The organism is Flavitalea plasmicola (assembly GCF_030546645.1).
Lineage (GTDB): Bacteria > Bacteroidota > Bacteroidia > Chitinophagales > Chitinophagaceae > Puia.
In genome coordinates this window covers 181,888-195,210 of record NZ_JAUOTO010000009.1, presented here as the reverse complement: position 1 = coordinate 195,210, position 13,323 = coordinate 181,888, and the positions used below count along the sequence as shown (strand labels likewise).

The following is a 13,323-nucleotide window of genomic DNA, read 5'->3' as shown; positions in this document are numbered from 1 at the left end:
AAAGAAAGGAACTTAAGATTATGTAATTGTTAAGCCCCCTCCCTCTTTACCGCCAAATCCCCTGCTTCCACCGGAAATTTCACCGGAAATCACCGGCCTTTCGTTGCCCCATCCTCTCTCTTCTCATATATTTACACCCATGAACGATCCCATAACCAACACTAACCATACGTCCCTCGTCCTCGAGGTGGAAGGCCTCAACGTTTATTATGGCGCCTTTCAGGCAGTCCGTAATGTAAGCTTCAACGTCCGGCCAGGTGAGATCTTCGGGCTCCTGGGCCCCAATGGAGCCGGCAAGACCAGCACGCTCAGCGCCGTGGAAGGTCTGCTCAAGCCTCACTCCGGCACCATCCGCGTAGCAGGCTATTCCACCCGTGAACAACCACTTTACGCCAGGGCCAGCATGGGCGTTCAATTACAGGCCACCAGCTTCCAGCCGGAGCTCACCGTCTCCGAGATCATAAGATTATACGCCGGCATTTACGGAGTCTCCTTATCAAAAGAAAGGATAGATGGCATCCTGTCCAATATCAAGCTGCTGGACGCCGCCAACAAACGCTATGGACAGCTGTCCGGAGGTCAGCAACAACGGGTATCCCTGCTCATCGCCACCATCCACGAACCCAGGCTCCTGCTGATGGACGAACCCACCACAGGCCTGGACCCCCAATCCCGCCGGCAGCTCTGGGAAAGGATCGAAGCCATGAGAGAAAAAGGTCACGGCATCCTGCTCACCACCCATTCCATGGAAGAAGCGGAATCCGTCTGCGATCGCATCGCTATCATCGACCACGGCACGATCATCGCTATCGATACGCCCCAGGCCCTCATCGACACGAACCGCGGCAACCCGGAAGTCATCCGCGCTTCACGCAAAGGAAAAATTACGCTGGAAGACGTCTTCATCGGCCTGACAGGTACCGAGATCCGTTCCTGAAACCATTCATTCAAACACCCGATAACACTTCATTCACTTAATCATACTTCATTCACCTAACCACACTCCCATGTCCACTACCACCCTCCCTTCCACCTATACTGTATTCTCCCACCTCCTGAGAGCGGACCTGACCACGCAATGGCGTAACCGCCGGGCTTCCCTGCTCGTCGTCCTGGTCCCCACCATCATCCTCATTTCCTGGAAAGGCCTCGTACCGAAATTCGGGGGCGCCTTTGTCCTCTCGAATTGCATTACTGTAGGCCTGACGGCCATCGGGCTGATGGGCTATTCCAATACGGTGGCGCGTGACAGGGACAAAGGCATATTCCAACGCCTGCGGGTAGCGCCGGCCTCCAACTGGACCATCATGGCCAGCCGCCTGACGGTACAACTGATGATGATCGTCATAACAACACTGGTGCTTTTTCTCGTCGGATATAAGTTTGACGGCATCACCATCAGCGCAGGCGGCTACTTCGGCGGCCTGTTGATAGCCATCGTTGGCGGAGCCGTTTACCTCAGCCTGGGGCAGGTCATCGTCGGATTGATCAAAAATCCCGAGACAGTGAACGTCACGACCCGCCTGGTCTATTTTGCCTTTATCATGATCGGAATGTTCGGTGAGCTGGGCGTATTGGGAAAAGAGGTCGGAGACGCCGTTAAATGGTCTCCCTATGGCACCGTCAAGCACATCGTATCGGCAGCGCTTACTCCCTCCACCTGGAATGAGCATAGCTGGATGGCCCTCCTGGTCACCCTCGGTTATACTTTTGTATTCGCCTTCCTTGGCATTAAGTGGTTCCGTTGGAATAGCCGGTGATCATATCGTGATCTTTCCTCCCACTCCATAATATCTCCGCGAGTCCAGCGCATTGGATTTATCGCTGCGGACCAGCCCCCGGCTATCGGCATAGACCTCCAGGCCGGTTATCCCGGGTAAATGCACCCGGTAACCTATATAGATATGCTGTAAAAGAAAAGTATTGGCCCGGCTATAAGAGTAAATACCGCTGAGCACGGAAGCATTGATTTCCCGGTTGAAATGATACGACATATCCACTCCTACGGATAGATCCTTGTACCGCAGCCGGTGTGTCCATCCCCCCGTCCAGGAAGGCTTGTCATTACCCTTCGCATGATCCCCCAGGGGGACATTCGCGGTACTCGCATAAACCTCAGGATAAAAATTGGTCTTATTCTGGATAGTGGTGGCCGTTAATCCCGATTCCCAGCTGAAAGCGCCCTTATCTACTATCCGCACCCGCAAAGCCAGGAAATGCCGGACGGACTTCCATTCGGGATATACACCGGTCGTGTATCCTCCCGGCAGTAAATTGGATCCCAGGGTAGCAAAATTCAGCCGTTCCAGATGGTAGCTCAACTGCCACCGGTTGTCCTTGCCGGCAAAGCTTGTCCCCGTTTGCCAAACCCAAAAATATTTTATGTTGTTGACGCCAGGGAACCCCACCGGCAGCCCCCCTCCCCACGTCACTCCTCCGTAGGTCAGGGCGTTGAAAAACACAGTGCTGTTATCGGAAAGATCCCTTAGCCTGTAGTCCGTAAAGACAAACGCATCCCGTTGAGCATAGGATCCGAACAGCTTCAGGCTGCTGTGGTGCGCCGTATTCCCCAGGCCCAGCAGATCCACCGTAGCGCTGGCAAAAGGGAACACCCGCTTAAGCCCCTGCTGGTTGCCGCTGGCATGGGAAACATTTGCCGTAAAGCCGCCCTGTACATTGATCCCCTCCTTATAACTGATCTCCACAGCCGGGATCAGGACATACAGATTGGCGCTCAGGCCACGCTCATAGCCACTGGTCGACCCCATGCCCTGATTGCCGGCGCCAGGCCCTACGTTAGGTCCCGTCTCGTTATAAGCGATCGCCGAAGATGCATACTTGAAATGTTGATACGATGCATTGAAAGCAGGTTCTATGCTCCAGCCCCCCGCCTGCAGCGTGTAACTCAGCCGGTCCCGGATATACACATGATCCGTGTGCATCGTCGCATTGACCTCTGAATAATGGCGGTCTGCGTTATTATCGGTCGCCGCCTCCAAAAACCAGCTATTCCCTTTATCCAGCCCGGTAGCAAGCCCCGCCTGCAGGTCGTTCCTTAATCCTCGCACCCACTCGCCATGCCATCTCAGCCAGGGCAGGAAGAGGTTGACAGGCTCACGTGTCTTGTAATGAGCGTTGTACCGCGTGGGGCTATAAACGATGGAACTGTCGAATTCAGCACCGATGGTTTGGCGGGTAAACCCCGCATGCACATCGATCTCATTCTTCCTGTCCGGCCGCCAGGTAAAATAACCGTTCAGCCGCCAGCGGTCCATATGTTGGGGAGTGCTGACATGAAGGTCGCTGGTCTTTGACAGCGGTTCCGCATCCCTGAGGTAATTGGCCGAAAGCCCGAAGCTCACTTTATCGAAGTTGCGATAAGCGCCTAAATAATATTGGTGATATAAGTTGGTCGTCGAACGGGGACTGTGCACCAAAAAGGTCTGCGCCGCGCCTTGTATCCCGGATCTTCCTTTGCCCTTCCGCGTAGTGATCACCACCATCTGTGGCTGACCGCCTCCCAGCCCGGTGAGAGCCGCCGCATTTTGCACCAGCACGACCTCCTCGATATCATGAATGCTGTAGCTGTTCACATCACTGAGGATATTTCCATCCACTACATAGGAGATATGGGAAGCATCGGTATAGGAGCCGTACAACCAGACATTGATAGCTTCCGACAAAGTGGCAAAAGGCATCTTTTCCAGGTCCTGGCCTTTAATGGAAATGTTTTGGGTAAATGCCCGTTTTAATACGACACCTCCGACATCCAGCCGGGTACTGTCATTCTGGGCCTGGGAACAATAAACAAAAAAGCTCAATACGGTTAACAGGATCGTTCTTCTCATAAATAGGGTTATGGTCTGCCAAAATATAATAAATAAAAGCGCCCCGGTAGAAGGCGCCTGTCTATTAATCAATTTTTAACAACTTAAGGTGAAGCGCTCCTGTCATTCGGAACGCAGGCTCCGCGCAGGATTGGCTAATGCCGCCCTGATTGCCTGCCAGCTCACTGTCATCACGGCAATCCCCATCGACAATACTCCCGCCATCACGAATACCCACCATTGAATAGATACTCGATAAGGGTAAGCCTGTAGCCACTTATGCATGGCCCACCATGCAATCGGCGCCGCAATGAAGAACGAAATGATCACGAGCCGGAGAAAATCCCTGGACAGCAGGCTGACAATACCGGAGACGGAAGCGCCCAGCACTTTGCGAACACCGATCTCCTTGACACGGTTCTCCGCCATATACGTAGCCAAACCAAACAACCCCAGGCAGGAAATGAAGATGGTCAATCCCGCGAACAAAGCCGCCAGCGTACCGGTCCGCTTCTCGTCGTCGAACTTCTGCGCATACTCCTGGTCGACAAAATTATATTGGAAAGGATACTCGGGGTTGTACCGCTTGAAAATAGCTTCAGCCTTCTTCAGGTTCTCCGCCGTCGGATGCGCGTCGTTCAGACGGATATTCACCGTGCTGAACCATCCTTTGGCGCCTTCGATGACCATGGGTCTGACGGGCGTATAAGGCGACTCCAGGATAAAATCCTTGATGACGCCGATGACATGCCAGGAGATCCCATCGTCCTTGATGATCTGTCCCAGCGGTTCCTTAAATCCCATGGCCTTGACGGCAGATTCGTTCAGCATCATGCCCGTGCTGTCCGTAATATATTCCTTGAGGGAAAAGTCCCGGCCCTTGGCCAGTTTCAGGCCCGTGGTGGCAATGAGGTTCTCGTCCGTGCAAAAGCGGGAGAAGTCCGTTTTGTCGTCCGGGGCCTTACCCACCCATTCAAATCCCCAGCTGTCACTATAGCTTTCCGTCAGGGGACTGCTGGTCTTGCAGACAGCAGTGGCAACACCCGAAGACAGCAGCTCTCCCTTGATCAGATCATAATTTTTCCGGATATCTCCGGTAATAAAATGATAGATGAGATTGCTTTTATTATATCCCGCCTCCCTGTCCCGCGCGTGATCTATTTGCTGCTTGACGATAATAGTGCAGATAATAAGGATGATGGCAAAGCTGAACTGCAGCACGACCAATACCTTCCTGGGCGTGATCAGGGCATTCACAGCCCTGAATGTTCCCTTCAGCACCTTCACAGGCTGGAAGCCGGAAAGGAAAAAAGCCGGATAACTGCCCGCCAGCAATCCCGTGAAAACGACAAATACCAGCCCCACCAGCCAGAACCAGGGATTGCCGTATTGCATGGTCAGCTTCTTATCCGTAAGGGTATTGAAGCCCGGCAAACTTAGCTGCACAATGGCAAGGGCGACCAGGCCCGCCAAAAAAGCCAGCAGGATCGACTCCCCGATGAACTGGCTCACCAGCGCCCCCCGCTGGGCGCCCACCACCTTGCGTATCCCCACCTCCTTGGCCCGCTTCTCGCTGCGGGCCGTACTGAGGTTCATAAAATTGATACAGGCGATCAGCAGGATAAAAGCCGCGATGATCCCGAATAGCCGGACAAATTCGATTTTGCCGCCGCTTTCTTCAGCCCCTTTAAAGCTGGAATAAAGCCTCCAGCGGCTGATGGGATACAGGAACATTTCCCAATGTTTCTCACTGCTGTCATACCGGGTCTTGATCCCTTTTATTTTGGCATCCGCGGCTGCCAGCGATGCATGCTCTTTCAACAGTACATAGGTTCGGGTGGAGTTATTACCCCAATTCTGGTCGTCCTCTCCGATCTTACGTATATAGCTCCAGGGGACCAGGTAATTAAATCGGAACCGGCTGTTCACCGGCGGGTTCTTTGCCACCCCTGTCACCTTGAATAGATCCTTATTGTCCACCCTCACCGTCTTTCCCATCGGGTTCTCCTCTCCAAAAAGGCTTTTGGCCAGCCCCACCGTTAGGATAATGGAAAAAGGCTCATTCAATGCGGTATTGGGATCCCCCTGTAATAAAGGAAAAGAAAACACCTGCAGAAAGTTGGAGTCCACCGCATTTCCTTGCATCATGATCCGCTTGTCGCCCAGGCTGAAAAGATAGTTCTGGCCCCAGTTGACACGACAAGCATGCTCTACTTCGGGCAGATCCCTTTTCAACGCGCCCGCCAGCACCTTGGGTGTAGTGTTCCAGCAATGCATCTCCCCGCTGAAAGCAGCCCGGTTCCATGCCTCGTAGATGCGGTCCTTCTTCTGATGGAATTGCTCATAGGTCACCTCACTCTGTATCCACAGCAGGATAAGAATGGCGCTGGCCATGCCAATAGCCAGACCGGTAATATTGATAAAGGAGAACCCCTTGTTCTTCCAGAGATTGCGGAAGGCGACTTTCAGATAATTCTTAAGCATATCTTAAAAGTACCCACCCGTAAAGAAATGTTGCGCACGCCCATCAGTTTTTTCCGCCGTTTAACGAACCGGAAGGCTTTTCCTACCATCCGATACCATAATCCTCCCCGTTATTGCTGCTGCCTCCCCACAAGGACCCATGCTTCCAGTCAAACCAGATGGCATTGATAGGGCCGCTGGTCCGGTCTCCATAGCTCGTCGTATACCCCATCCGCGTAAGGTCCTTCCTAACCCACGGCGGCGTGGTATTGCCCAGAAGGACGCGACCGGGACGTGGTCTCCTGTCCTCCAGCTTCTCGCCGCCAAGGCTGAGCCACAGCTGGTCAGTATTGATATTCGCCGCTTCCGTCGCTTCCTGTACGGTCATGCCGAACTCGACGACATTGAGAAAGAATTGCAAAAGGTTCTGGTCCTGCGTATCTCCTCCCTGCACCCCAAAACACAGGAACGGCTTGCCATCCTTCATAGCCAGGCTGGGCGTCAGCGTCACCCGGGGCCGCTTATGCGGCTCAACGACGTTGAACGGATCAATAATGCTGTCCAGGACGAAGCTCTGCATACGCTGGCTCATCCCCACCCCCGTATGTCCCGCGATACAGGCTGGATTCCATCCGCCGCTGGGCGTCACCGATACCACCCAACCCTCCTTATCAGCCGCCTCGATCGTGGTGGTGCCACGCCATTGCCGGTCATGATACAATGCCTCATCCATGCCAGGGTTCCCATTGCTCCGGTCAAATGCCAATGCCTGCTCATCCCGTTTTCCCAGCCCGTCATCTCCCGTCATCGCCGTCCCATTCATAGCCCCGCTCGTACTGGGCCCTACCCCCCCGCCCCCGCCTTGTCCCTGCCCCAAAGCTTTCCGCTGCTTCAGCAGCTCCACAAATGGATTGGTCCTCCCTTCGAAAGGATAAGGATCGCCCGGCGCAATGGCGGGATCATTCCTGTCACCGCCTATCAGCCCCGCCCGCTGCTTCGCATACTCCTTGCTCAGCAGGCCCTTCATCGGCTGCCCCTTGGCAAATGCCGGATCCCCATAATAAAAATCACGATCGGCAAAGCTAAGGCTCATCGCCTGATACAATGTATGTATATACCGCGTGCTGTTATACCCCATCCCCTTCAGGTCGAAATTCTCCAGGATATTCAGGCTTTGTAATAAAGAGGGCCCCTGCGTCCATTGCTGCAGCTTATAAACCTCGATTCCTTTGTAATTGACATGCAGCGGCTCCTCCTCGACTGGCTTCCACATGGCCAGGTCTTCCAGCGTGATCAGCCCTCCCTGCTCCTGGCACCCGCGCACGAACTCCTTCGCGATGTCTCCCTTATAGAATCGGTCATACGCGGCATAAATAGCCTCCTTCCGGCTCTTCTTATGCTTCAGCGCATCCTGCTCCGCATCCACCATTTTCGTAAGTGTTTCCAGCAGGTCCTTCTGAACGAAGATCTCTCCGGCCTCGGGCGCCTCCCGCTTCTCTCCGGGATGCGTAAGGAACACCTGCTTGCTGTAAGGCCATTCCTTCAGCCGCCTTTTCTGCGCCTCAAAGCTGTTGGCCGTCTGCGCCTCGATCGCATACCCCCTCGCCATTTCCATAGCAGGGGCCAATACCTCTTTCAGGCTCATGGTGCCATACTCCGCCAGCATATAGCAGAGCCCGCCGGGCGTGCCGGGTGTGACGGCCGCCAATGGCCCGTATTCAGGAGGAAAATTGAATCCTTTGCTCGAAAAGTAAGCCGGCGTAGCGCCGGTAGGCGCATAACCCAACGCATTGATGGAAATGACCTTGCCGGTCTTCGGGTTGTAGATGATGGCTTGCGTCTCGCCACCCCAGCTCAGCACGTCCCACATCGTGCACACAGCCCCCAGCATAGCGCAGGTGGCATCCACCGCATTGCCGCCTTTCTGGAAGATCTGCGCCCCGGCCTCCGCAGCCAGCGGCTTGCCGGTGACGGCCATCCAATGCGTACCGTGCAGCGGTGGTTTTTGTGTCAATTGTGCCAGGGAAACCTGGCAGCAGAAGATAGCAGCTGCTGGCAGCAGGTAATAATTTCTCATGTCGGGGAATTTTAGTTGCCTAAATTACTCCCCAAACTTGACAACGGCAAAACCACTTCTCCCATAATAATTATTATAAGGTATCACCACCTCATCCCATGATATCTGGCGGGCCTGCTGGAATTGCAGGATGGTCTTGAACTTCCAGAACATAGGACTGATGGCGTCGCTAAGCACATCCCCCTGGTGATCCAGCACCGTAGTGCTGCCGTACGGATTCTCATTACGGAAAAAACTGTTATATAATAAAAACAACCTGTCGCCCATAGGCACCATAAAATAAGAAAGGTTAGGCGAATTCAACTCCGTGGTCTGCTCTTTGCTCAGCACGGCGCTCCAGCAGCTATCGCCCCTTTTGCATGGGAAATAGAAAAGTCCCAGATCACCCCGTAAATGGTCCATACCCAAGCCACCCAACGAAGGAAACCGGGCATAACCGTCATGCAACGCGGGTGACCGGAGGCTCTTGGCAGGGATATTGCTCACAGGGATCAAAAGAGAAGAAGGATCCCACTGCAGATCATACGTGCTCTCGTCGTCATACCACTCCGTAAAAGGCCTGCCGTATTCCTTCAGCAGCATAAATCCGCTGCCAGGCACCGCTATAAAACTTTCCTTCGTCAGATTCTCATCCCGCACTTTGCCCGGCACCAGTGTGCTGAAACGATATGAACTGTCAAAATCAAATGCCTTTTGCCGCATGGAATAATGCACGACATGCACGTTCTTCAGCACATCGTAATGAAAGGTGGAAAGCACGGCAGCCGTGGCTTCATCCCGCATGTTATCGATGGAGAGATTCACATCCTCCATCCCGGAATTGCCAGGCAGCATGATCTCCCTGTAGGACATAGCCGTGTCCGTGGCATTGAAATGGAATAACAGGAAATTTGCGTTGGTGCGGGAAGGCGACATCATCATCCACTGTCCGTTATTACCCAGCTTCACCGGGCTATTGGTAAAATGTTCCAATGGATAGTTGGTGAAGTCATCCTGGATGAATGGCTGCGTGATAAAAGGATGCGCATACACACGCTTGTACAGCAGCCGCCAGTCCTGGTCGAACAGCAGCGCGTGCAGCTTGGGCGGATAGGAAGTGATGGACTGAAAGCCCAGTAAAAGCATCAGTCGCTGATCCTCGCTGCGGACCAGCAGCCAGCTATTGCCCGATTCATTAAAAGGAAGGGAATCCAGGATACGCCCTTTGTCGACAGGCATTCCATCCGGCGAATATCGTCGCAGGAAGAGCGAGGTCTTCTTCTGCCCGCCCAGCAGCACCAGCTGATCAAACGAAATATCGCCCGTTACTAAGTATTCCTTCAGGGTAGCATCCGTCACCGGATAGGAAGGGATGGAATTCACAGGCTTCATCCGCGCGTCATAAATATCGAAGGATTGAACCTCTGTCTCACGGGGATCTGCCGTCCGGTTGGTAGTCCGCCTTCGATGCGTGGTTTGCATCCAATAATAATCCCCTGCTTTACCCGCCAGCTCAGTACGCACCGTCCACCTGTCGCTGACAGGCTCACAGTACATCACTCGTTGTGCTGACACGCAGGGGGTTACCGCAAGCGGCATCAGGGCCGCAGTCAGGTATACCCAGTACCTCATGGGAATCTCACTTTAAGAGTCGATAAATAAATTGGAATCTGAACCTTAATTTAAGAAATGCTGCATCAAAAACAGATTTTTTATATGAAAAAAAAATCCTATATTATAGCAACGTGATACGCTACTCATAATTCCCGTAGTGCACGTCGCTTCCAGCTATTCCATATATGGAAGGGTATACCCGCCAGCAAGATAATAAACCCCCAGAATACGATGTCTTCCCCGGCGCCAATGATAGCCAGCAGTGAGAATATAAACGCCATCGTAGCGGGGACCAATACCCGGATCCATCCCCGGGCGCTCGCCGGAGGTCGCTGCCGCATCACGGTGATGACATAGGCGCTACTGACAAAAAGATAAGGCAGCAGGGCCGTGAGCGTGGCCATCAACATCATGAACTTGAACTGCTCCGCCAACCCCTTCGTATAATTCATCAACATGATCAACGAAAGGAATACGCTGGAAAGGATGGTGCCCGATGCCGGCACGCCCTTACGGTTTTTCTTTTCAAAAAATGGGGGGAACAATCCATCCTTCGCAACGGCAAAGGTGATCTGCCCCTGCGACAATATCCAACCGTTCAAAGCCCCGAATGACGCCACCGCCGCACCCGCAGAGACCCAATAACGGGCCTGGGGACCCGCTATCACCGCAGCAGCATCTGAATAAGGGGTCACGGAATGTCCCAGGTCCGCCGCAGAAAGAATGCCCATCACGCTCATAGATCCGAATACATACACCAATGTGGTGGCCAGCGTTCCTATCATGGTGGCGCGGGGAATGTTCTTCTCCGGGTTGGCAATGCTTCCCGCAGGAATAGTGGCGCATTCCACTCCCATGAAAGCAAAGAGTGCCATGGTTGCCGTACTCGTGATAGCCTGGACGGTCGTGCTTCCGCTGCGGTTGAAAGGAGTAAAATTCTCCCAGTGGATAAAAAAAACGCCCACCACGGCAACGAACAGGAGAGGTAGTAATTTTAAAATGGTGGTCACCAGCTGCATGATCCCGCCGGACCTGATGCCGCGGTTGTTCACCCACGTCAGCAGCCAGACAGCCGCCAGACCCGTAGTGGCTGCCGCAAAGGCGCTCGATGAAAGGATAGGAAAGAAAGTGCTCAGCGCGCTCACCAATGACACGGTAATGGCAGCATTGGTGCACCAGATGGAGATCCAATAACCCCATGCCGTCAGGAAGCCGATAAAATCGCCAAACCCCTGCCGCGAATAAGAATAAGGCCCCCCATCCATATTCGGCAACAGCTTGCTGGTCTCGCTGAACATATGGGCGATCGAAAGAGCGCCGACACCCGAAAGGATCCAACCCAACAGGCTTATCCCCCCGAAAGAGGCCATCGCTGTCGGTAATAAGAAAACGCCAGCCCCTATCATGCTTCCGACCACCAGCGACGTGGCAGTCCAGAAACCAAGTTTATCCTTCATAAGTACTAAATATACCGCTTTGCCGGAAGACGCAAGCGCCACAATTCCTGCCGTGGGAAAATCTTTCCGGCGCTGGGATTAAATTGAAATGGATCAGGCAAAAACCCCTCTGTTCGGAAAATACTATTAATACATAAACAATTAATTATCAACATAAATGAAAAACATTTTTGCCTGTCGCGCTTTTTCTGGCCTCCCGGCACACGGATTGTATTTACATATTCGGTTTTTCATAGGATATTGGATTTAAAGACGGGGCTGGATTTCTATCCTGGCCCTTTTTTTATTTGGTGCAATGCCGTTTTGTCGCGCTAATCTCCCTTTTCGTGTATCGTTTTTCATAACTGATCCCTCTTAAGCTTATTTTCGTCCCGGTCCCCAAAAACCACTCATCCCATGATCCTTACGTTACTATCTCATCAATGGAAGTCCTTCTGGCGTAGTCGCAATGCCGGTAGAAGCCTCGCCATTCAAATTGTGCTCGGCCTGATCATCGCCTATCTGCTGGCATCGATCCTCACCATCGGCTTTACTTTTCCGCACATGCTCCACAAGTTCTATCCGGGACAGGACATCGTCCGCATCTTCTGCAGCTTTATTTTCTATTATTATTCCTTCGACGTCGTCTTGCGCTTCACCCTGCAGGAGCTACCTGTACTGTCTACCCAACCTTACCTGGGTCAAAATATTCCCAAACGAAAGCTGGTGGCCTTCCTGAACATACGCTCCCTCTTCCATTTCCTCAACCTTGTCCCTTTGTTCCTCTTCCTGCCTTTTGCATTCATGGAGATGGCGCACGCCTATGGCGCGGCAGGAGCAGCGGGTTTCATCGCCACCATCATCTTCCTCACCATCTTCAACAACTTTCTCATCCTTTATATCAAGCGCAGGACCATCGTCAGCAGCTGGTGGCTGGTGGGGTTCTTCGCAGCGATCATGGCCTTTATTGTCCTGGATTACTTTCACATCATCTCGCTGGGGAAATGGTCATCCGCTTCTTTCATCCGCCTGCTGTCCGCACCCTCCCTTGTCCTGATCCCCGTCGCCCTGGGCCTGGCAGCATGGTTCAACAACTATCGCTTCCTCCTGGGCAACCTCTACCTGGACGAAGGCATCGCGGCCGAAAAAGAAAAGACCTCCAGGGAATATACCTGGCTCGAGCAGATGGGACTGTCAGGCGAACTGATCGCACTGGACATTAAGCTGATACTCCGTAACAAACGTCCCAAATATATCCTGCGCCTTAGCGCCCTCTTCATGGCCTACGGTCTTATCTTTTATACAAAGGATAACCTGAAGGAACCGCACATGTATATCTTCTTATTCACGGGTATCTTTGTTACAGGGATCTTCATCATCAACTACGGACAATTCCTTTTTGCCTGGCACAGCAATTATTTCGACGGGCTCATGTCTTCCAACATAAGCTTGCCCGCCTGGATACGGTCCAAGTTCATGCTGTATACAGCTGTCAGCACCATTATCTTTATCATCACCTCCTTTTACGGACTCATCAGCTGGAAGCTGCTCGTCACCCACCTGGCAGCCTGGCTGTACAACATCGGGATCAACAGCGTGATATCCGTGTACCTGGCTACCTATAACTATAAGGCCATCGACCTTAGCAAGAGCGCCACATTCAACTACCAGGGCACAGGCGCTGTACAATGGGTGTACTCGTTCGCCCTGATCCTGGCGCCCTATGTGTTCTTCTACCCGCTGGCAAGATTTGTCGATCCCTGGGTAGGCTTTGCCGCCGTTGGAGGGCTGGGCCTCATCAGCCTGCTGCTGCAAAACTGGTGGGTCGACATCCTCGTCCGGGAGTTCCGTAAGCGTAAATACCTCGTCCTCGCAGGGTTCAGAGAAAAATAATTACACATCACGATAACACATACAATACTTTATC

At 53.0% G+C, this 13,323-nt stretch carries 8 protein-coding genes; 3 read left to right on the top strand and 5 right to left on the bottom strand.

Annotated features, from left to right (window positions below):
- Positions 1–139: 139 nt before the first annotated feature.
- Together Q4E93_RS30325 and Q4E93_RS30320 are read left to right on the top strand one after the other, a co-directional pair.
- Positions 140–937 (top strand): ABC transporter ATP-binding protein, encoded by a 798-nt coding sequence (locus Q4E93_RS30325; protein ID WP_303591693.1) that lies wholly within the window; start codon positions 140–142, stop codon positions 935–937.
- A 70-nt stretch (positions 938–1,007) separates the two neighbouring features.
- The gene (locus tag Q4E93_RS30320) at positions 1,008–1,760 is read left to right on the top strand and encodes an ABC transporter permease (protein WP_303591692.1); all 753 of its coding nucleotides are present in this window, start codon (positions 1,008–1,010) and stop codon (positions 1,758–1,760) included.
- Here Q4E93_RS30320 and Q4E93_RS30315 read toward each other — a convergent pair whose 3' ends face one another.
- From Q4E93_RS30315 to Q4E93_RS30295, 5 genes are all read right to left on the bottom strand, one after another.
- Positions 1,761–3,848, bottom strand: a complete 2,088-nt coding sequence (locus tag Q4E93_RS30315) for a hypothetical protein (RefSeq protein ID WP_303591691.1) — start codon at positions 3,846–3,848, stop codon at positions 1,761–1,763.
- Between the two features lie 102 nt (positions 3,849–3,950).
- Positions 3,951–6,311 (bottom strand): ABC transporter permease, encoded by a 2,361-nt coding sequence (locus Q4E93_RS30310; protein WP_303591690.1) that lies wholly within the window; start codon positions 6,309–6,311, stop codon positions 3,951–3,953.
- Between the two features lie 82 nt (positions 6,312–6,393).
- A complete protein-coding gene (locus Q4E93_RS30305; protein ID WP_303591689.1) occupies positions 6,394–8,367 on the bottom strand; it encodes a gamma-glutamyltransferase family protein in 1,974 nt (657 codons plus the stop codon).
- A 24-nt stretch (positions 8,368–8,391) separates the two neighbouring features.
- Positions 8,392–9,978, bottom strand: coding sequence for a hypothetical protein (locus tag Q4E93_RS30300; protein ID WP_303591688.1), 1,587 nt, complete (start codon positions 9,976–9,978; stop codon positions 8,392–8,394).
- 125 nt (positions 9,979–10,103) lie between these two features.
- The gene (locus Q4E93_RS30295) at positions 10,104–11,417 is read right to left on the bottom strand and encodes an amino acid permease (RefSeq protein ID WP_303591687.1); all 1,314 of its coding nucleotides are present in this window, start codon (positions 11,415–11,417) and stop codon (positions 10,104–10,106) included.
- 396 nt (positions 11,418–11,813) lie between these two features.
- Here Q4E93_RS30295 and Q4E93_RS30290 point away from each other — a divergent pair, with 396 nt between their 5' ends.
- Entirely contained in the window at positions 11,814–13,289 is a 1,476-nt protein-coding gene (locus Q4E93_RS30290) for a DUF5687 family protein (RefSeq protein WP_303591686.1), read from the top strand.
- Positions 13,290–13,323: the final 34 nt, after the last annotated feature.